The following is a 20,898-nucleotide window of genomic DNA, read 5'->3' as shown; positions in this document are numbered from 1 at the left end:
ACTCAGACCGGCTGGTTCGGATCCCGTTCCGGCAGTGGGCGTTCCACGATGCTCGGACGGCCGAGCGGATTGCGAACCCGGCGTTTCGCGGAGGAGTAGACCAGCGCCGTCTCCGCGGCGACCACATCCCACGCGAAATCGGCGGTGAGCCGTTCGCGTGCGGCATAGGCGCGATCCTGGGTGGCCGCGGGATCGTCGAGGGTGGCGCGCACCGCTTCGACAAGGCCGTCGACGTCGGCGGGTTCGAACGAGGCGCCGGTGACGCCGTCGATGACGGCTTCACCGAGTCCGCCCGCGGTCGAGGTGATGAGCGGGGTGCCCGCCGCGGCGGCTTCGAGCGCGACGATGCCGAAGGGCTCGTACCGGCTCGGCAGCACGATCGCGTCGGCGCCGTGCAACCAGCCGAGCAGTCCCTCGTGGTCGAGTTGTCCTGCGAAGGTGACCGCGCGCGCGACGCGATGCACCCTGGCGCGTTCGCGCAACCATTCGAACTGGGTGCCGATGCCCGCGATGGTGAGGGTGGTGCCGGGGTGGGCGCGGCGGATGCGCGGCAGGGCGGCGATCGCGTCCTGCACGCCCTTCTCGTATTCCAGCCGCCCGACGTAGAGCAGTCGCGGCGGCCCGGAACGCGGTGCGCGCGGACGGAATGTCCACGCGCCCACGTCGATTCCGTTGCGGATCACGGTCATCGGGATGCGTTCGGGGCCGTACAGGCGCTCCACCTCGTCGCGCATGGACGTCGAACAGGTGATGAGCGCGTCGGATTCGTTGGCGAGCCACCATTCGACCGAGTGGACCTGTTTGTTGACCTTGCCCGCGACCCAGCCGCTGTGGCGTCCCGCCTCGGTGGCGTGGATGGTGGAAACCAGTGGCACGTCGTAGTACTCGGCCAGGGCGATGCCGGGATGTGCGACCAGCCAGTCGTGCGCGTGCACGACATCGGGGACCCAGCCGTCACCGATACCGGGTTTGCCCAGCGCGATACCCGCCCGCACCATGGCGTGGCCCATGGCCAGTGTCCAGGCCAGCATGTCCTCGCCGAAATCGAAGCACGGCGGATCCTCGGCGACCGCGACGACGAGCACCCCCTCGGCGATGAAGGAGTGGGTCGGGTGGGTCGAGGAGTCCGTGCCCGAGGGGCGGCGTGCGAGCACGACCACCTCGTGCCCCGCGACGGCCAGTTCGGTGGCCAGGTGATGCACATGTCTGCCGAGGCCGCCGACGACGACAGGGGGGTACTCCCACGACACCATCAGAATTTTCATGTGCGTCTTTCTCCAACCGGTACTGAGGCGGATGCTTGTCCCGCATCCGAGACCGGCGCGGCGTCCGACTCGGCAGTGCTGTCGTCCGAACCGACAGCGGTGGCCTGCTCCGGCACGGCGGCCTCGTGACCCGCCCCGAGTCGTCTCGCGTCCACACCGGGGAAGAGTCCGTCAGCCGCCCCCCATCCTGCCGCCAACTGCTGTGCTTTGGCGACTTGACCCGCTCCGACCGCCGCGGCGATCTCCCGCACGGCATGCGCGTGCTGATGCGCGCGTTCCCTGGCGTATCCGGCGGCGGAATCCTTGCTGACCATGAACGCCCAGTCACTGGAGACGGTCAGGATGGCCTCGCGCAGCAGTTGGTCGGCGACCGGGTCGCGCAGGGTCGGCGCGTCACCGTGCGTCGCGCGCATCTTGTCGACCGTGTCGAGGGTGAGCCGGACGATCTCGTCATTGAGTTCGACCAGGTCACGGACCTGATCTCCGGCCCAGACCCGCCAGTCCTTACCGGAGCCCCACGACGAATCCGCCAGCGGCACCGGCGTCCCGACGAAACCGCGTTCCCTGGCGTCGGCCAGGGTGCCGACGGTGACGCCCGCCTCGGGCAGCGCGCGCAGCACCTGCTCGAGCCACTGCGGACCCTCGTGCCACCAGTGGCCGAAGAGTTCGGTGTCGAATGCGGCCACGACCAGCGCGGGACGGCCGATACGCGCGGATTCCGAACGCAGCCGCGCCACCACGGTCCGCACGAAATCGTCGACATCGCGCCCGACGGCCGCCGCCGCGAGTGCGGGGTCGTAGGGAGCCTTGTCCGGACCGTCCACCGTCTTGCCGGTGACGCGCGACGGCTTGAGACCGGTGGCGTGATCGTAGTGATGAAAATCACGATAGGCGGACTGCCCCGGATAGCCCGATTTGGGCGACCAGACCCGATAGCTCACGTGCAGATCGCGCCCGAACGCAATCACATCGGACTCGCGGACCGGGCGGCCGAGCGCGCTGTCACCGCGCAACGCGGGACCGTCGACCATGAAATGCGTCACACCGGCGGCGGCGTAACCGACCTCCATGCCCGGGGTGTAACCGCATTCGGGGGCCCAGATCCCCCGGGGCGTGTGCCCCCAGCGACGTTGCGCGTCGGTCAGGCCCTCGGCCAGCTGGAAGGCACGCAGCCGGGGGTCGAGCAGCGGCTGGAACGGATGCGCCAGCGGACCGCCGAGCAGTTCGATGGCCTCGGCGTCGATCAGCTGCCGCCACACCGGCGCCGCGCCGTGTCGCCAGTTCCGCTCGAAATCGGCGAGAGCCGTTGCGGCGAGCCGGTGTTCGTGACGCCCCAGCGCGATGTTGCCCGCCATGGCCGCCTCGTCGGCGCGCAACTGCCAATTGCCGAGCCAGTGGTGCATGCCGGCGAGGCAGTGCGGATCGTCGAGCTGCGCCGCGAGCACCGGCGTGATGCCGAGGCTCAGCAGATGCGAACGACCCTCCGCCGCAAGGGTTCTCAGGACGTCGACGACGGGAAGATAGGACGCCGCCCATGATTGGTACAACCACTCCTCGCCGACCGGCCAGCGGCCGTGGTGGGCCAGCCACGGGAGGTGGGAATGCAGGACGAGGGTGAACTGGCCGGGTACTTCGCTCAAGGCTTCACCGCGATGGCGACCAGATCGAGGCTCGCGTCGATATCCGTGGCGAGCAGGGCGAAATCATCGATGGTGACGGCGGCGACGTCCGCGGTGAGTTCGGCGGGCCACGGCTGCCCGGCCAGTGCGCGCTCGATCTGCGCGTCGATGAAGGACCCACCGTGCTTGGCGTCCAATGCTTTCAGATTCGCTCCGTGATGCACGCCGATCATCTGTGACACCTCGAATCCGGCGTCCACCAGCAGTTCGGTGAGTTCGGCCGCGTTCAGTTCGCGGGTGTGGAACGGGTTGAGCGGGGTATCGCGGCCAGGCGAGAAGGTGATCCGGTTCGGCGTGCTGATGAGCAGTTCGCCGCCGGGTCGCAGTACTCGCAGGCATTCCCGCAGGAACCGGCCCTGATCCCAGAGGTGTTCGATCACTTGGAAATTCACCACGACGTCGAATGAGGCGTCCTCGAGCGGCAGATCGGCGAGGTTGCCCTGGATCATCTCGACGCGCGGGTAGCGCTCGCGGACGTGGGCGACGGCACTCGCGTCGTAATCGAGTCCGGTGACCTCGGTCGCGACGCCCGCGATCATGTCGGCGCCGTAACCCTCGCCGGATCCGGCTTCCAGTACGGTCTTTCCCGCGCAGCGGTCGAGCAGTCGGGCGTAGACGATCTCGTGCCTGCGGAACCAATAGTTTTCTTCGGCGATGCCGGGGACGGTGCGCTCGCCGGTCAGCGGCAGCGGCTCGACGTCACCTCGGTCGGTGTCGACGACCGTTCCGGATGCAGTCATGACCGTCGGGTCGCCCACTGCGGCAGGGATCACAGCCTCGCTCATCCCCCCGACGTTACTGGTAGGGCCCGCGCACGATATAGCCCGGACCGGTGTTGCGAGAGGGAAGACCGTAAGTTACCCATGGGTAACTTAACGTAGGGTAGTGTCACGCCCGAGCCACTCACACGGACGTACGGCCAAGCTCGTGCGACCACCGGATACACGCCCCCAGAACAGGAGGTCGACGAAGACCGATGCCGAACATCGTCGTACTCATCAAGCAGGTTCCTGACACCTGGTCCGAGCGCAAGCTGACCGATGGTGACTACACCCTCGACCGCGAGGCCGCCGACGCCGTCCTCGACGAGATCAACGAGCGCGCCGTCGAAGAGGCGCTGCTGATCAAGGAGGCCCAGGGCGGCGAGGTCACCGTGCTGGCCGCCGGTCCCGACCGCGCCACCGAGGCCATCCGCAAGGCGCTGTCCATGGGCGCCGACAAGGCCATCCACATCAACGATCCCGCGATCCACGGCTCCGACGCCGTGCAGACCGCATGGGTTCTGGCCTCCGCGCTCGGCCAGGTCGAGGGTGTCGAACTGGTCATCGCCGGTAACGAGGCCACCGACGGCCGCGCGGGCGCGGTTCCGGCGATCATCGCCGAGTACCTGGGCCTGCCGCAGTTGACCCACCTGCGCAAGCTCGTGGTCGACGGCGAGAAGATCACCGGTGAGCGCGAGACCGACGAGGGCGTTTTCAAGCTCGAGGCGAGCCTGCCCGCCATCGTCTCGGTCACCGAGAAGATCAACGAGCCGCGCTTCCCGTCCTTCAAGGGCATCATGGCCGCGAAGAAGAAAGAAGTGCAGACGCTGACGCTGGCCGACCTCGGCGTCGACCCGTCGACCGTCGGTGTCGCCAACGCGGGCACCACCGTCACCGCCTCGACCCCGAAGCCGCCGCGCACCGCGGGCGAGAAGATCGCGGACGAAGGCGACGGCGGCACCAAGATCGCCCAGTACCTCGTCGGCCAGAAGATCATCTGATCGTCGCTGCGTCGTTGCGGGACACCCGCACCCGGTCGAGCCGGACGAGTCGCCTCGCGAACGTACCGCCCTCCGGGACTGAGACTGCTTAGGAGAGAACACAATGGCAGAAGTACTTGTGCTCGTCGAGCACGCCGACGGTGCGATCAAGAAGGTCAGCACCGAATTGCTCACCGCGGCCCGCGCCCTCGGTGAACCCGCCGCGGTCGTGCTCGGCGCCGCGGGCACCGGTGAGAAGCTGGCCGACGCGCTGGCCGCCGCGGGTGCGGAGAAGATCTACATCGCCGAATCCGACGATGTCGAGAACTACCTGGTGACCCCGAAGGTCGACGTGCTGGCCGGTCTGGTCGAGTCGATCTCGCCGGCCGCCGTGATCGTCGCCGCCACCGCCGAAGGCAAGGAGGTGTCGGGCCGCCTCGCCGCGCGCATCGGCTCCGGCCTGCTGATCGACGTCATCGACGTCAAGGCCGACGGCACCGCCGTGCACTCCATCTTCGGTGGCGCCTTCACCGTGGACGCCAAGGCCAACGGCGACGTGCCGGTGATCTCGGTGCGTCCCGGCGCGATCGAGGCGTCGGCGCAGGCCGGTGCCGGCGAGAAGGTGACCGTCGAGGTCCCCGCGCAGGAAGACGGCGTGGTCAAGGTGACCTCGCGCGAGCCGGTCACCGGTGGCGACCGTCCCGAGCTCACCGAGGCGGGCATCGTCGTCTCCGGTGGCCGCGGTGTCGGTTCGGCCGACAAGTTCTCGGTCGTCGAGGCGCTGGCCGATTCGCTCGGCGCGGCCGTCGGCGCGTCGCGTGCCGCGGTCGACTCGGGCTACTACCCGGGCCAGTTCCAGGTGGGTCAGACCGGTAAGACGGTCTCCCCGCAGCTCTACATCGCCCTCGGCATCTCCGGCGCGATCCAGCACCGCGCGGGCATGCAGACCTCGAAGACCATCGTCGCGGTCAACAAGGACGAAGAGGCCCCGATCTTCGAGATCGCGGACTACGGCATCGTCGGCGACCTGTTCAATGTCGCCCCGCAGCTGACCGAAGCGGTGAAGGCCCACAAGGGCTGACACCCAGCTCGCGAGACAACGGCCCCGGACGTCTGTCCGGGGCCGTTGTTGTTTCAGCGACTGCGGTGCAGGTTGTCGAGGAGGGTGGTGAGGATGGGGGAGCGGCGGGTGTCCGTGCGCACGATGGCCGATACCGGGATGCGCAGGCGGTGTTCGGTCAGCCGCAGGACGACCAGGCCCTCGGTGGGGCTGTCGGCGTACAGGACGGTCCAGGCATCGGGGCGGTTGATGAGTTCCATGGTCGCGGTGTGGTCGGGCGGGATGGGCGGACCGAAGGTCGGGCCGGTCGTCAGATCGGCGAACGCGGTCCGAATGACGGTGTGCAGCAACACCTGTTCTTGTTCGGGCGGCAGCAGCAGCGGGTAGGGGCTCAGTTCGGCGAGGGTCACGCTCTCGCGGGCGGCGAGCGGATGGCCGCTCGTGGTGGCGATCACCAGATCCTCGATCCAGAGTTGTTCGACGGTCAGTCCGGGTTGGTCGACGCTGCCGCGGATCAGGGCCAGATCGCAGTCGCCGTCGGCCACGGCGGTGATGCGCAGGCGGAACGGCTTGATGACGAATTCGATTTCGGCGTCGGGGTGGGCCGCGCGCGCCGCGGCGATCGCCGAGAGCGATCGGGTCGCGAAGGACATATTGGCGGCCAGGCGGATGCGGTGGCCCGTCGTGCGCACGGTCGCGCGGATCGCGGATTCCAGGCTCAGCATCTGTTTAGCCAGGGGAAGTAGCCGCATGGTCGCGTCGGTGGGGACGACGGCCCTGGTCGAGCGCTCGAACAGCGGCACGCCCAGGTCGCGTTCCAGCCTGGCGATCTGATGACTGATCGCCGACTGGGAGATGAAGCAGCGGGTGGCGGCCTTGCTGAAGCTCAGTTCTTCGCAGACCGCGATGAAGTATGCCAGCTGGCGAAGCTCCACGACAAGCTCCCATTCATGAATGATCCAGATAAGAGTCATCTCCATTATGCGCCTGAACACGTGAAATATCTGCGTTCCGAATAACGGTTGGTAATGAGAGAAGGAGGCTTTCATGGAACACGCAGATGTGGTCGTCGTCGGATCGGGATTCGGGGGGCTGGCCGCGGCCAAGCAACTGTCGAAGTCGGGAATCGACCACGTCCTTATTTCGAGCACGCCGGAGCATCTGTTCCAGCCATTGCTCTACCAGGTCGCGACAGGTGTGCTGGCATCCTCGGAAATCGCGCCCCCGATCAAGACGATCTTGCGCAAGCGCCGCGAAGCGGATGTTCGCCTCGGCAAGGTGGTCGATATCGATGCCGATGCCGCGATTCTGACCTACGAACACGACGGGGAGCTGACCCGGATCCGCTACGGTTCGCTGATCGCGGCCACCGGTGCGTCGCAGTCGTATTTCGGCCGCGACGATTTCGCGGAGAAGACCTTCGCGCTCAAGACCATCGATGACGCCAGGATCCTGCGCGCGCAGATCCAGCGGGTTTTCGCCGAGGCGGCGGTCGCCGACGAGGCGAGCAAGCGCAGGCTGCTCAGCTTCGTTGTGGTCGGCGCGGGCGCCACCGGCGTCGAGGTGGCCGGACAGCTCAAGGAACTGTCGAAACGGTATTTCCACCAAGAGGTTTCGGTGACCCTGGTCGAGGGTGCGGGTGAGGTGCTGCCGCCTTTCGGCGGTGGGCTGTCGGAGTACGCGAAGAAGTCGCTGGTCAAGGGTGGCGTCGAGGTGCTCGTCGATACCTTCGTCACCGATATCGAACCGGGCAAGGTGACGGTCGAGGACAAAGCGGGCGTCGAGCGCCTGATCGCGGCCGAGACGGTGGTCTGGTCGGCAGGTGTGCAGGCGGGCGGGTTCGCGAAGATCCTGGCCGAGGCCACCGGATGCGAAACCGACCGGGCCGGAAGGCTGCTCGTCAACCCGGATCTCACCGTGGGCGGACATGCCGATATCTACGCGATCGGCGATATGACCTCGCTCAACGGCTATCCGGGCCAGTCGCCGGTGGCCATGCAGGAGGGCAGGCACGCCGCCGACATCATCAGTCGTAAGAAGCGGCCCGGCACCCCGTTCTTCTACTGGGACAAGGGCAGCATGGCGGTGATCAGCCGGTTCAGCGCCGTGACCAAACTCAACGACCGGATCACCTTCCGCGGGGTGACCGCCTGGTTCGTCTGGCTCGCTGTCCACTTGTTCTACCTGGTCGGGTTCCGCAATCGCTTCGCGGCGGTGGCCTCGTGGCTGGTGGCCTTCATCGGCAGCGGCAGGCCGGGATTCGCCGAGGTGGAGCGCAAGCCGGTCGAAGTGTCATCGACGCCGGCGCGATCGGCGGCCTGAGCGAGGGGCCGAATATCGCGCTGCTTCAGGTGATCGAAGCAGCGCGATCGTGTGGTCGGCGGCAGCGTATTGCCGCCGACATGTAGTCCCGATCAGGGGAAAGACGCGATTTCCACGCGTTGCCGCAAACGCGGATCGACGGTCTGGTTAACGCTCGGTGTGACCATCGTCTCGTTCACCGAACCGGCATCGACGCGACACCCCGAGGTTGCTCCATCGCTGTCTCGGACTGGCTTCATCACGGATATGACTATTTCGTCCGTGTTGACAGCCCCGGGTCGGTCGACGGACTCAGGGGTGGAACGGTCTCGGTACTCACTGGTCGTCTCGTCCGACGCCGAACATCGCGAGGCCGCGCAGCGATTGCGCTACGGCGTCTTCGCCAACGAGCCCGGCTTCGCCATCCCCGATGACGGAACAGGTCTGGACGCCGACCGATTCGACACGCACTGTGACCACCTGCTGGTCCGCGACGACGTTACCGAACAGTTCGTCGGCTGCTACCGCATGCTGCCGCCGGATAAGGTCGCGGCGGCGGGCGGTTACTACACTGCCACCGAATTCGATCTGGCCCAACTCGATCCGCAGGGGCGGCGGATCGTCGAGATGGGCCGAGCCTGCGTGGTGCCCGATCACCGCAACGGCTCGGTGCTGACCCTGATGTGGGCGGGCATCCTGCACTACATCCAACTCACCGGCTACGAGTGGGTGATGGGGTGCGTTTCGGTGCCGATGCGCGACACCGAAACCGATCCGCCCGGAGTGAACGTACGCGGTGTGCGCGACATGCTGCTCGCCAGGCACGGGTCCGATCCCGAGCAGCGGGTGCACCCGCACAACCCGGTGCTCGTCGACGGTCGCACCTTGGACGACCTGACCCCGCCGTCGCGGCCCAAGCTGCCGCCGCTGATGCGGGGGTACCTGCGCCTGGGCGCGGAGATCTGTGGTGAACCCGCGCACGATCCCGACTTCGCGGTCGCCGACTTCGTCGCGCTGCTCGGACTCAGCACCATCAACACCCGCTACCTGAACCGATTGCAGGATGCGGCAGCGACATTCGACGGTGGACGGTGAGGTAGATGGTGTTCGACGCGCCCCCCGCGACAGCCGCGCATTCGTGGATGCCGTCGAGCCCCTGCGGGCCCGGCTGCATCGAGTCGATCGACCAGGTCGGCACGGCGCGGGTCCTCGCCCGTGTCCTCGGGGTGGCCGGGCTGCTGGTCAGTTTCCCGCTGCTGAACGTCGCGACGCCACAGGGGCGGCGCGAGCACCTGCAACGGCGCTATGCGCACGCACTGCTCGGCTGCCTCGGGATGCGATTGCGGGTGGTCGACAATCGGGTCGCCGCGCGTAGCGTGACCGAGGAATCCGTGCGGACCGACCTCGTCACCCGGATCGGCACCGCGCTGCGGCGTGACGATCGCGGGGTCGACGGTCCCCGGGCGCGGCCGGTCAGGGCCGGTTACGCGCCCCCGGACACCGGAGTTCTCGTGGTCACCGGCCATATCGGGTGGACCGATGTGGTCACCTTGGCCGCGGTGCAGCCGCTGGGTTTCGTGGCGCGCGCCGATATGGTCGACTGGCCGCTGCTGGGCAATCTGGCGAAACTGCTGCGGGTCATCCCGATCGAACGTGAACGGCTTCGGGCGCTGCCGGAGGTGGTCGCCACCCTGGGCTCGCGGCTCGCGGCGGGCGACCGGATGGCCGTATTCCCCGAGGGGACCACCTGGTGTGGCCGCGCCTACGGCGGCATGCGCCCGGCCCTGTTCCAAGCCGCCGTCGACACCGGCACCTACGTCCAGCCGGTACGGCTGCGCTACCTGGACCACCACGGCGCGCTGTGTTCGACGCCCGCCTTCGTCGGGGACGACACGTTCGTCGGCTCCGCCGTCCGGGTGCTGCGCTCGCGCGGCATGGTCGCCGAGGTGGTGCTCGAACCGCTGGAACATCCCGGACTCGACCGCCGCGACCTCGCACGCCGCTGTGAACTCGCGGTGCGCGGGGACCGACTATCGCGCCACGACGGCACCGGCACCGAATGGATCGAAGCCACGACGACGCGGGTGCAGGATCCCACCCCGATGACGGTCACCGGGCTGCGGAACCGGGCGGACACGGGTCGTTCGGATGTGCCGCGTCCCGGTGTCGGCATGCGCCGCAGGGCTGTCGCGCTCTTCCGTGGTCGCGGCAGGGATGCCTCGGCGCATCCGCGCGCCGCGGTATCGAGGAACAGAGTTCCGCGGGGCGAGTGAGGTCATCGAGCGGGATCGACGCGGTGCTACGTCCGGCCGCCGGAGATCGATTCAGGGTGAGCGCAAACCTGGTGTGGTGACAAGGAATCCCGCATCATCCACGGGTGATCGAGGAGAGGTACCCGGCATCCACCCAGGGGCGGACCCCGCTGTACCGCCACCCCGGCCTGTTGCGTGCTCTCGCCCCGATCGCGCTGCTGTTGCTCTGGCAGATCATCAGTACCAACGGCGTGGTCTCGGCGAAGAAACTTCCCGCGCCGTCGGTGGTGCTCGACGCGGGACTGGAGATCTACCGTTCCGGCCAGCTCGGTGACGCACTGCTCATCTCGGGGCAGCGCGCGCTGTTCGGATTCCTGCTCGGCGCCGGGCTCGCGCTGATACTGGCCACCATCGCCGCACTCGGCAAGGTCGGCGAGTACGCACTCGACCCGCCGTTGCAGATGATCCGCACCATCCCGCTGTTCGGGCTGATCCCGCTGTTCATCATCTGGTTCGGGATCGGCGAGGAACCCAAGATCTATCTGATCGCGCTCGGTGTGTTCTTTCCGCTCTACCTGAACACCTACTCCGGTATCCGCCAGCTCGACCCCAAACTGCTCGAGCTGGGCCGCACCCTGCAACTGAGCCTGGTCGAGCGACTCCGCCTGCTCATCGTGCCCGGCGCGCTGCCGCAGATCCTGGTCGGTGTGCGGCAGAGTCTCGGTATCGCCTGGTTGTCGCTGGTGGTCGCCGAACAGATCAACGCCAGCGCCGGTCTCGGTTTCGTGGTCAACAATGCCCGCGAATTCCTGCGCACCGACATCGTCATCTTCGGTCTGCTGATCTACAGCCTGCTCGGCCTGGTCACCGACGCGATCGTGCGCGCGCTCGAACATCGCGCCCTGCGCTGGCGTACGTCCGTCGACCGAAGGAGCAGCCGATGACGATCATCGAGAAAACCATCACCGACGAACCCACCGAGACGGCCCGAATCGCCGGACTAGGCAAGAGCTTCGGTGACCATGTCGTCCTCGACGGCATCGACCTCGATATCGCGGCCGGGGAGATCGTCGCGCTGGTCGGGCGCAGCGGCTCCGGCAAATCGACGCTGCTGCGCGTCATCGGCGGGCTGGAGACCGCCGATCGCGGTGCGGTGGCCGTCGACACCCAGCCGACATTCGTGTTCCAGGAGGCGCGGCTGATCCCGTGGCTGCCGGTGGTGCGCAATGTGGCGCTCGGGCGTCCGCGCCCTCGCAGCCGTCGCCGGGACGAGGAGATCGCCCGGACCCTGCTCGACCAGGTGGGCCTGCGCGAGCGCGCCGATGCCTGGCCGCTCACCCTCTCCGGTGGGGAGGCGCAGCGCGTCGCGCTGGCCAGAGCCCTGGTAGCCCATCCGAGTCTGCTGCTGCTCGACGAACCATTCGGCGCGCTCGACGCGCTGACTCGCCTGTCCATGCACGAATTGCTGCTCGGCCTGCACGCCGAACACGGATTCGGCGTGCTGCTCGTCACCCACGATGTCACCGAAGCGGTGACCCTCGCCGATCGGGTGCTTGTCCTCGACGCGGGCCGGATCGCCGACGAGGTGCGCGTCGAGTTGCCGCGCCCGCGTTCGCATTCGGCGCCGGAGGCGGCCGGATACATCACCCGCTTGCTGGCGCTGCTCGGCGTCGGCGCCTGAATCTCCACCCATTCCGACAACGCAGGAAAGCAGTTCTCGTGAAACGACTCTCGATATCCCGACTCGCCGGTGCGGCCATGATAGCGGCGGCTGTGTTCGCTACCGCGGCCTGCGGCGGCGACACCGAGCCTGCCTCCGACGGCCCGGTGGATCTCAGCACGGTCACCCTGAAAGTCGGTGATCAGAAGGCGATCTCGATCGAGGTGCTGTTGCAGGCGTCGGGTCAGCTGGCGAATCTGCCGTACAAGATCGAGTTCTCCACCTTCACCGCGGGTCCGCCGTTGATCGAGGCGGCCGGAGCCGGTGGTATCGATCTGGCGCAGGTCGGCAACACCCCCGTGATCTTCGGGGCGGCGGCCAATGCCGATATCAAGATCGTCGGCGCACTCGCGGCCACCGGCAAGGGCGACGCGATCCTCGTCGGCAAGGATTCCGCGGTCCGCGCCGTCGCCGATCTCAAAGGTAAGAAGGTCGCGGTGACCAAGGGGAGTTCGGCGAACGCGAACCTGCTGTTGCAGTTGCAGAAGGCCGGTCTCGGCCTCGGCGATATCGAACCGGTCTACCTCGCCCCCGCCGATGGATACGCCGCGCTGACCCGCGACGATGTCCAAGCCTGGGCAGTGTGGGATCCCTACACCGCCATCGCGGAGAACGAGGTCGGCGCGAAGACCATCGCGACCGCCGACCAGGCCGCCAACGGCTACAACTTCTGGGTCACCTCGAAGAAGGCGATCGGCGATGCCGGAAAGTCGGCCGCGATCAGCGATTTCTTCAGCCGGTACGCCGCGGCGACGAAATGGTCCTCGGACAACCTCGACCTGTGGTCGACCAAGTACGCCGAACTCACCTCGATTCCGGTCGACGCCTCCCGCACCACCTGGACCCGCTCGATCAAGGAACCCATCCCGCTCGACGACAAGGTGATCGGCTCCGAGCAGCAGATCGCCGACGCCTTCACCAAGGCCGGCGCGATTCCAGGCAAGATCAGCTTCGCCGATTTCGTCGATACCCGCTTCGAGTCGAAGTAGGCAACCGTCCATCGATGGAATCGGCCTTGCCGTCGACCCCCGATCCACTGCGCGCTGCTGCACGCTGACGGGGAAGCCAATTCTGCTCCGGGGACGTCCAATTGGGCTCTGCTACTGGCCACATCGAGATCCTTCGCGCCGCTGAACGCGCCTGATCGTTCCTCGACGACCCTGGCCGAGGTCGCGGGTAGTAGTAGCGCGAAACCAGCTCAGCCTGATGCGATTCCAGCTGGTCACAGACTGTCCGGCTGGGCTCTGCCTAGATGAGCACATTCGCCGTCGGGCTCGGTCGCTCAGGATCGGTTGCTGCATCAACGTGGCCCTGGGCAACCTCGACATCGTCAGGGACTGTGTGCCATACTTTCGAAAGAATCGAAAGCTCATTCGCGATGTTCGAACGAGCTCATCTGAGGTGAGGAAGGTGCGACGGTGGACGCGCAGGCATTGGAGCAGAAAACCTTCATTCCAGCCGATGATCACGAGCAGTTAGCGCCTGTCCTGAGCTTCCTGAACGCCCACGAACAGCGGCGCGGGCAAGCGACCAATCTCAGCTATGCACTGGTCGGGGTCGACGAACATGACCGCATCGAGCTCCCCGAGGACGTGCACCAAGCGCTGAAGCGGGTTGTGACAGCCTTGCTGGCGGGAAAGGCGGTGACTATTGCCCCCCACGGCATGACACTGACCTCGCAGCAGGCTGCGGATCTGTTGGGCGTCAGCCGACCCACCGTTAAGCGACTGATCGAGAAGAACGAGTTGGCGGCCGAGCGGGTGGGGACGCGGCATCGCCTGCGCCTGGATGACGTCCTTGCATACCGGGAGGTTCGGCGTCAGCGTCAGTACGACGCCTTGGCGACGACGGCGGTAGACATCAACACCGAAGACGATCCGGCCAAGGTCCAAGAGCAGTTGCGTGAGGTCCGTCGGCTGGTCGCCGAACGTCGAAAAGCCAAGGGCTGAAACAATCGGCGGATGTTTGCCGTAGTGCTGGATACCTGTGTCCTCTGGCCAAGTCTGCAGCGTGACTTCCTGCTCTCTCTAGCCGTGGAAAACCTCTACCGGCCTCTGTGGTCCGACCGGATCCTGGAAGAACTGGAATTCCATGAGGCACTCAAGCTCAGTAGCCGTGGCGAGGCCATGCAGGTCGCAGAAACGCGTGCACACAACCTGATTCAGCGGATGGCATCGGCCTTCGATGACGCCCTTGTGGAGCACTGGCAACCCCACGAGGGCACTTTCGATCTTCCGGACCCGAACGACGAGCACGTGCTGGCCGCCGCAGTCGTAGGAGGAGCTGGTGCCATTGTCACCGGCAATGGAATGAATGAAGCTGTGGAACTGATCCGCAACGTCGATCCTGACTCCACTCCTTCAGCCGGCTAATTCGCCGAGGTAAGCGAACCCGGAGCCTCCAGGTCGCGGGCACCGCGCTGCAGGAACTCAATGCCTGCCCCGCTGAACGGCTCTGACGACTCGCTACGGGGCCGCCCTGCCAGGTCTTCGTCTGGCCTCCGATTCTCCCTCCCTTATCGGAGGCCAGCACCAAGGGGGCTGCAGGCTCACCGATGCGGATGCCGTGATGGGTGCACTCTTCGGCTGCCGGCTCGCGTCGGCAGCGTCGGCCGGTGAGAAGTTGGTAGAGTCCGGCGCTGTTGCGGTGGATCCGGTGGCGGACGTCCATGACTACCTCGTCGGCGGAAACGAGAGGTCGGTGACGTCAGGAGAGGCACTGGCACGAGGGCTGCGGGAATACTGTCGCGCCCGCATCGGCTGACATGTGGTGGCAAATCGTAGACAGATCGTAGCCAGCAGGGGGATACCCCACGGATGTACAGCTCGGGGTGGGATAGGGTTTATAGGTCATGAAGTCGGCTTTTTCGGGTCAGGTCACCAGTGGTGCGCCCAAGACGGTCTACCTCGATCACGCGGCCACCACACCGATGTTGCCTGCCGCCGTCGAGGCGATGACGGCTGCCTTCTCGCGGCCGGGGAACGCGTCCTCGCTGCACGCGTCCGGGCGTGCGGCCCGGCGGTTGCTGGAGGAGGCGCGCGAGTCGATCGCCGCGAATCTGGGCGCGCGGCCCTCGGAGGTCATCTTCACCTCCGGCGGTACCGAGAGCGACAATCTGGCGATCAAGGGCATCTTCTGGGCTCGCCGTGACGCCGACCCGCGCCGCGTCCGCATCGTCGCGAGTTCGGTCGAACATCACGCGGTGATCGACGCGGTGGAGTGGCTCGAGCAGCACGAGGGCGCGCGAGTGACCTGGCTGCCGGTGGACGACGACGGGGTGGTGTCGGCGCGCACCCTGCGAGCGGTACTGGCCGAGCACGGTGACGAGGTGGCTCTCGTCACCGTCATGTGGGCCAACAACGAGGTGGGCACCGTGCAGCCGATCGGTGAATTGGCCGCGGTGGCACAGGAATTCGGCGTACCGATGCACAGCGACGCGGTCCAGGCGGCCGCGCAGCTTCCGATCGATTTCGGCGCGAGCGGACTGTCGGCGGCCAGCTTCGCCGGACATAAGTTCGGCGGCCCGCACGGGGTCGGGGTGCTGCTGCTCGGCAGGCAGGTGCCGTGCGTACCCTTGCTGCACGGCGGCGGGCACGAACGGGATCTGCGTTCGGGGACCTCCGATACCGCGGGCGCGGTCGGATTCGCGACCGCACTGCATCAGACCGCGATCGAATTGCCCACGCGAATAGCCGAATTGAGCGCGCTGCGAGACGAGATGATCGCGCGGATCATCGAAGCGATCCCGGACGCGGTGCTCAACGGCCCACTGGGTGTGCAGCGGCTGCCCGGCAACGTGCATTTCACCTTCCCCGGCTGCGAAGGGGATTCGCTGCTGATGCTGCTGGACGCGGCGGGTATCGAATGCTCCACCGGTTCGGCCTGCAACGCGGGTGTCGCCTCGCCCAGCCATGTGCTGATCGCCATGGGGGTGGAACCGTGGCAGGCGCGGGGGTCGCTGCGCTTCTCTCTCGGGCACACGTCGACTCGCGCCGACGTCGATGCCCTGCTGACTGTCCTACCCCAGGTGGTGGAGCGTGCCAGAGCCGCAGGCCTGGCCGGAGCGAAAGGTGGTGTGTGATGCGGGTACTCGCGGCGATGAGCGGCGGTGTGGATTCCGCCGTCGCGGCGGCGCGCGCCGTCGATGCCGGACACGAGGTGGTCGGCGTGCACCTCGCGCTGTCCGCCACGCCGGGCACGCTGCGCACCGGTTCGCGCGGCTGCTGCTCCAAAGAGGATGCCGGTGATGCCAGGCGCGCCGCCGACGTCCTCGGAATCCCTTTCTACGTCTGGGATTTCGCCGATCGGTTCAAAGAGGACGTGATCGATGATTTCGTCGCGTCCTACGCCGCGGGTGAGACGCCCAATCCGTGCCTTCGGTGCAACGAGAAGATCAAGTTCTCCGCACTCGCCGACCGGGCGGTCGCGCTCGGCTTCGACGCCGTCGTCACCGGCCACTATGCCCGGTTGGACGACGGGGTGCTGCGCCGTGCCGTCGACGCGGACAAGGATCAGTCGTATGTGCTCGCGGTGCTGACCGCGGGGCAACTGTCCCGTGCGATGTTCCCTGTGGGTGACACCCCGAAGCCGCAGATCCGCGCCGAAGCCGCCGAGCGCGGGCTCGCGGTGGCGAACAAGCCGGACAGCCACGACATCTGCTTCATCCCCTCCGGCGACACCCGTGCCTTCCTCGGCGCGAAGATCGGCGTCAGGCCGGGCGCGGTCGTCGACGCCGACGGCCGGGTGCTCGGCGAGCACGAGGGTGTGCACGGCTTCACCGTCGGCCAGCGCAAGGGCCTGGGACTGCCGGGCCCCGCCGCGGACGGCAAGCCCCGCTACGTCACCGGGATCGACCCGGAGTCCGGCACCGTGCGCGTTGGCTCCGCGGAAGATCTGCACGTGTGGACCGTCATCGCGCAGCGGGCCGTCTGGACTTCGGGCGTCACCCCGGGCGGGCCGATCGAATGCGTCGCGCAGGTGCGCGCGCACGGCGGTACCGCGCCCGCGGTCGCCGAGGCGGTCGGTGACGGATTGGTGGTGCGGTTGCGTGAACCGTTGACCGGCGTGGCGCGCGGACAGGCCGTGGTGCTGTACCGGCCCGACGACGTGGGCGACGAGGTGATCGGCAGCGGCACCATCAGCGGTACCGCGGGCGCCGAAAGCCCCGTCGATGTCGCCGCCGGTGTCGCCGACTAGAACGCGTCACCGGGGCCGCCCTCCTCGTCATCGACGTCGACCGTGATGGGAACCACGAAGGACCGGACCGGATATGGTCGCCCCGCCGGGGTACGGCGGAGAACCGACAGGGGATGAACGTGGTGAGCGAAATCGGAACCGACGCGACGAACGCCGTATCGGAGGTATCGGCGTCGCTGCGCGGTGGGATCGCGACGGCGGTCGGCTCCTGGCCGGGCCTCGATCCGCGCGAGGCGGCCACCACGGTCATCGGTGAACTCGCCGATCTGGCGCACCTGGTGGAGTTGCCCGAGCGCGGGGCCGGGGCCGATATGGTCGGGCGCGTATCCGCGTTGCTGATCGACCTGCGCTTCGACACGACCACCAGGGGTTATCGGCTCGCATCGCGCCCGGGCGCACTGTCGCGCCGGTCGCGGGATCTGCTGCGCGCGGATCTGGACGCACTCGAAGAAGCCTGGGAGATATCGGGGTCGGCGGGGACAGGGCGGGCCGTCAAGGTGCAGGTCTGCGGTCCGCTGACGCTCGCGGCCCAGGTGGAGCTGCCCGGCGGGCATCGCATTCTCACCGACCGCGGTGCGGTGCGCGATATCGCGGAGTCGCTGGCCGAAGGAATCGACCGACATGTGTCCGAAGTGCGCAAACGGCTGGGCGCTGAGGTGGTCGTGCAACTGGACGAACCGTCGCTGAACGACGTGCTGAACGGTTCGCTGCGCGGGGTGAGCGTCCTCGACACGGTGCGCGCGCTGCCCGCCCCCGAAGCGCTCGCCGTACTCGACGCGGTGATCACCGCCCAATCCGCTCCCGTGCTCGTGCACAGTTGCGCCGAACCGCCGCCGCTGGATTTCCTGAAGGGCAGCGCGGCCGCCGCCATCGGCTTCGATATGGCGACCGTCGGCACGAAGGATCTCGACCCGATCGGCGAGATCATCGACGCGGGGAAGTATGTCGTTCTCGGTCTTGTCCCGACCACGGCCCCGGCGGCGCCGGTCACCTGGCGCGAGATCGCCGAACCCGGTGTGCGACTGATCGACCGGCTCGGCTTCTCCCGCTCGGCCCTCGCTCGCGCCGTGATCGTGAGTCCCGCGTGCGGTCTGGGTGCCGCGCCGCTGCCGTGGGCGCGCAAGGCGATCGGGCTCGCCACCGAGGTGGCGCGCGCGTTCGCCGAAGAACCCGAGTCGCTGACATTCGACTGAGCTTCCAGGGGGCTTCGCCGCCCGCGGCGCGCGCGTCCGCGGCCGGATCGCGGCACGGGGGCGAGGACCGGCACGGGTGCGAATCCATCCGAAATATGGCGGCGACGTGCGGGAACGTCTGCGAATGTGTCGGTGGGCTCCGCTAATGTGCGTGGGGTGAGTGACAGCGAGAGTGCAGCGGTTGCGGCGACCGCCGAGCAGCGGGTGCAGTGGCAGCAGCTTGCGGATGAGGTTCGTGAGCACCAGTTCCGCTACTACGTGCGGGACGCCCCGATCATCTCGGACGGGGAGTTCGACGAGCTGCTGCGGCGGTTGCACGACATGGAGGAGCGGCATCCGGATCTGCTCACCCCGGATTCGCCGACGCAACTGGTCGGCGGCGGATTCGCGACCGATTTCACCGCGGTCGACCATCTGGAGCGCATGCTGTCGCTGGACAATGTCTTCGATTTCGACGAGCTACGCACCTGGGCGAGCCGGGTGGAGGCCGACGCGGGATCGGATCTGCACTATCTGTGCGAGGTGAAGGTAGACGGCGTCGCGCTCAATCTGGTCTACGAGCACGGCAGGCTGGTACGCGGGGCCACCCGCGGTGACGGGCGCACCGGCGAGGATGTCACCCTCAACGCGCGCACCATCGACGACATCCCCGGCGAGTTGACCCCCACCGAGGAATTCCCCGTTCCGGCCCTGCTCGAAGTGCGCGGCGAGGTCTACTTCCGGCTGGAGGATTTCGAGACGCTCAACGCCCAGATCGTCGCGGAAGGGAAACCGCCGTACGCGAATCCGCGCAATACCGCGGCGGGTTCGCTGCGACAGAAGGATCCCGCGGTCACCGCGCGTCGCCACCTGCGCATGATCTGTCACGGCTTCGGACGGATCGAGGGGTACACGCCAGCCTCGCAACACGAGGCCTACCGGGCGCTGGCGGTGTGGGGACTTCCCGTCTCCGATCACACCCGCCGCGTGCAGGGCATCGACGCGGTGATCGAGCGGGTGACGTACTGGGGCGAACACCGTCACGATATCGACCACGAGATCGACGGCCAGGTCGTCAAGGTCGACGAGATCTCGTTGCAGCGCCGTCTCGGGTCCACCTCGCGCGCGCCGCGGTGGGCCATCGCCTACAAATACCCGCCGGAGGAGGCGACGACCAAACTCCTCAACATCGAGGTGAACGTCGGCCGCACCGGTCGCGTCACCCCGTTCGCGGTGATGGAGCCGGTGTCCATCGCGGGCTCGACGGTCGCCATGGCGACCCTGCACAACGCCTCCGAGGTCAAGCGCAAGGGTGTGCTCATCGGCGACACCGTCACCATCCGCAAAGCCGGAGACGTCATCCCCGAGGTGCTCGGCCCCGTGGTGGACGCGCGCACCGGTGACGAATACGAATTCGTCATGCCGACGCACTGCCCGGAATGCGGGACCGAACTCGCCCCGGCGAAGGAAGGCGACGCCGATATCCGCTGCCCGAATCAGCGGCACTGCCCGGCGCAGTTGCGCGAACGGGTGTATCACGTGGCGGGGCGCGGCGCGTTCGATATCGAAGCGCTCGGATACGAAGGCGCGGTCGATCTGCTGAAGTCGGGCGCGATCACCGACGAAGGCGATCTGTTCGATCTCGACGAGGCGCGCCTGCTCACCACCTCGCTGTACTCCAACAAGGACGGCAAGCTGTCGGCGAACGGCAAACGCCTGCTGGACAATCTGGCGACGGCGAAGGATCGGCCACTCTGGCGGGTGCTCGTCGGCCTGTCCATCCGGCATGTCGGCCCGACCGCGGCCCGCGCCCTGGCCGCCGAATTCGGCAGTATGGACCGGATTCGATCGGCTACCGCGGAGGAATTGGGCGGCGCGGACGGCGTCGGCCCCACCATCGCCGCCGCCGCCGCGGAATGGTTCACCGTGGACTGGCACCGCGCCATCGTGGACAAATGGCGCGCCGCGGGGGTGCGGATGGAAGACGCGCGCGACGAATCGATCGAACGCAACCTCGAGGGTCTTTCGATCGTCGTGACGGGCTCGCTGCGGGATTTCACCCGCGACGGAGCCAAGGAATCCATTCTCGTTCGAGGCGGAAAGGCTTCGGGGTCGGTGTCCAAGAAGACGTCCTTCGTCGTCATCGGCGATTCGCCCGGCTCCAAGGCGGCCAAGGCCGAGGAACTCGGCGTCCCCATCCTCGACGAGGAAGGGTTCCGGCTGCTCCTGGAAGGCGGGCCCGACGCGGTGCGGCCGGAGAACGCGGCAGCAGACGCGGAAGCCGACGAGGACTAGGCGGATATCTCGCAACCCTCGGGCTGACCGGAATCCGCTCGGCCGCCGTCGTTTCCGGATCCGCCGGAGGGCGATATCAGTCGGCGGTATCGCTCGTCGCGAATGTTCCTTGACCTGAACCTCACTTCAGGTAACACCATCGAGTGGGTAGGCGGTCGCAAACCCGGTGCTCGATCCGATGGGCGCGGTGCTCGGCCGCACCCTCGGGCGACCATCA

Annotated in this window: 18 protein-coding genes; 14 read left to right on the top strand and 4 right to left on the bottom strand. The window is 67.4% G+C overall.

Annotation, left to right across the window (positions count from 1 at the left end):
- Positions 1-2 precede the first annotated feature (2 nt).
- From ABZS43_RS03650 to ABZS43_RS03640, 3 genes are read right to left on the bottom strand one after another with little or no spacing between them, the layout of a single operon-like run.
- A complete protein-coding gene (locus ABZS43_RS03650; protein WP_355034231.1) occupies positions 3-1,265 on the bottom strand; it encodes a glycosyltransferase family 4 protein in 1,263 nt (420 codons plus the stop codon).
- Complete coding sequence (locus ABZS43_RS03645; protein ID WP_355034230.1) at positions 1,262-2,905, bottom strand: glycoside hydrolase family 57 protein; 1,644 nt, start codon at positions 2,903-2,905, stop codon at positions 1,262-1,264. Before ABZS43_RS03645 ends, ABZS43_RS03650 begins: the two co-directional genes overlap by 4 nt.
- Positions 2,902-3,684: a class I SAM-dependent methyltransferase gene (locus ABZS43_RS03640; RefSeq protein WP_355034229.1), complete on the bottom strand. Its 783-nt coding sequence runs from the start codon at positions 3,682-3,684 to the stop codon at positions 2,902-2,904. Before ABZS43_RS03640 ends, ABZS43_RS03645 begins: the two co-directional genes overlap by 4 nt.
- Before the next feature lie 236 nt (positions 3,685-3,920).
- Here ABZS43_RS03640 and ABZS43_RS03635 point away from each other — a divergent pair, with 236 nt between their 5' ends.
- Together ABZS43_RS03635 and ABZS43_RS03630 are read left to right on the top strand one after the other, a co-directional pair.
- Entirely contained in the window at positions 3,921-4,706 is a 786-nt protein-coding gene (locus ABZS43_RS03635; protein ID WP_109528132.1) for an electron transfer flavoprotein subunit beta/FixA family protein, read from the top strand.
- Positions 4,707-4,809: 103 nt separating this feature from the next.
- The gene (locus ABZS43_RS03630; protein ID WP_355034228.1) at positions 4,810-5,766 is read left to right on the top strand and encodes an electron transfer flavoprotein subunit alpha/FixB family protein; all 957 of its coding nucleotides are present in this window, start codon (positions 4,810-4,812) and stop codon (positions 5,764-5,766) included.
- A gap of 53 nt (positions 5,767-5,819) precedes the next feature.
- On the opposite strand, the gene ABZS43_RS03625 is transcribed toward ABZS43_RS03630, so the two are convergent.
- The gene (locus ABZS43_RS03625; protein WP_355034227.1) at positions 5,820-6,680 is read right to left on the bottom strand and encodes a LysR family transcriptional regulator; all 861 of its coding nucleotides are present in this window, start codon (positions 6,678-6,680) and stop codon (positions 5,820-5,822) included.
- A 112-nt stretch (positions 6,681-6,792) separates the two neighbouring features.
- Here ABZS43_RS03625 and ABZS43_RS03620 point away from each other — a divergent pair, with 112 nt between their 5' ends.
- The 12 genes from ABZS43_RS03620 (at position 6,793) to ligA (ending at position 20,681) form a co-directional block, all read left to right on the top strand.
- On the top strand, positions 6,793-8,067 hold the full coding sequence (locus ABZS43_RS03620) for an NAD(P)/FAD-dependent oxidoreductase (protein WP_355034226.1): 1,275 nt from the start codon (positions 6,793-6,795) through the stop codon (positions 8,065-8,067).
- 246 nt (positions 8,068-8,313) lie between these two features.
- Positions 8,314-9,141: a GNAT family N-acyltransferase gene (locus ABZS43_RS03615; protein ID WP_355034225.1), complete on the top strand. Its 828-nt coding sequence runs from the start codon at positions 8,314-8,316 to the stop codon at positions 9,139-9,141.
- A 5-nt stretch (positions 9,142-9,146) separates the two neighbouring features.
- Positions 9,147-10,319: a lysophospholipid acyltransferase family protein gene (locus tag ABZS43_RS03610; protein ID WP_355034224.1), complete on the top strand. Its 1,173-nt coding sequence runs from the start codon at positions 9,147-9,149 to the stop codon at positions 10,317-10,319.
- A 107-nt stretch (positions 10,320-10,426) separates the two neighbouring features.
- The gene (locus ABZS43_RS03605) at positions 10,427-11,242 is read left to right on the top strand and encodes an ABC transporter permease (RefSeq protein WP_355034377.1); all 816 of its coding nucleotides are present in this window, start codon (positions 10,427-10,429) and stop codon (positions 11,240-11,242) included.
- On the top strand, positions 11,239-11,979 hold the full coding sequence (locus tag ABZS43_RS03600; RefSeq protein WP_355034223.1) for an ABC transporter ATP-binding protein: 741 nt from the start codon (positions 11,239-11,241) through the stop codon (positions 11,977-11,979). The genes ABZS43_RS03605 and ABZS43_RS03600 overlap by 4 nt, the downstream gene beginning before the upstream one ends.
- Before the next feature lie 77 nt (positions 11,980-12,056).
- Positions 12,057-13,007: an ABC transporter substrate-binding protein gene (locus tag ABZS43_RS03595; protein ID WP_355034376.1), complete on the top strand. Its 951-nt coding sequence runs from the start codon at positions 12,057-12,059 to the stop codon at positions 13,005-13,007.
- Positions 13,008-13,436: 429 nt separating this feature from the next.
- The gene (locus ABZS43_RS03590; RefSeq protein ID WP_355034222.1) at positions 13,437-13,967 is read left to right on the top strand and encodes a helix-turn-helix domain-containing protein; all 531 of its coding nucleotides are present in this window, start codon (positions 13,437-13,439) and stop codon (positions 13,965-13,967) included.
- Positions 13,968-13,979: 12 nt separating this feature from the next.
- Positions 13,980-14,390: a PIN domain-containing protein gene (locus tag ABZS43_RS03585; protein ID WP_355034221.1), complete on the top strand. Its 411-nt coding sequence runs from the start codon at positions 13,980-13,982 to the stop codon at positions 14,388-14,390.
- A 479-nt stretch (positions 14,391-14,869) separates the two neighbouring features.
- Positions 14,870-16,099, top strand: coding sequence for a cysteine desulfurase family protein (locus ABZS43_RS03580; protein WP_355034220.1), 1,230 nt, complete (start codon positions 14,870-14,872; stop codon positions 16,097-16,099).
- Positions 16,099-17,214: a tRNA 2-thiouridine(34) synthase MnmA gene (mnmA, locus tag ABZS43_RS03575; RefSeq protein WP_355034219.1), complete on the top strand. Its 1,116-nt coding sequence runs from the start codon at positions 16,099-16,101 to the stop codon at positions 17,212-17,214. The genes ABZS43_RS03580 and mnmA overlap by 1 nt, the downstream gene beginning before the upstream one ends.
- 176 nt (positions 17,215-17,390) lie before the next feature.
- Complete coding sequence (locus tag ABZS43_RS03570; protein ID WP_355034375.1) at positions 17,391-18,407, top strand: methionine synthase; 1,017 nt, start codon at positions 17,391-17,393, stop codon at positions 18,405-18,407.
- A 156-nt stretch (positions 18,408-18,563) separates the two neighbouring features.
- Positions 18,564-20,681, top strand: coding sequence for an NAD-dependent DNA ligase LigA (gene ligA / locus ABZS43_RS03565; RefSeq protein WP_355034218.1), 2,118 nt, complete (start codon positions 18,564-18,566; stop codon positions 20,679-20,681).
- Positions 20,682-20,898 lie beyond the last annotated feature (217 nt).

It is taken from the genome of Nocardia sp. NPDC005366, assembly GCF_040606855.1.
In the GTDB taxonomy this organism is placed as follows: Bacteria; Actinomycetota; Actinomycetes; order Mycobacteriales; family Mycobacteriaceae; genus Nocardia.
The sequence above is the reverse complement of the archived record's forward strand: the minus strand, read 5'-3'. Positions and strand labels throughout refer to the sequence as shown.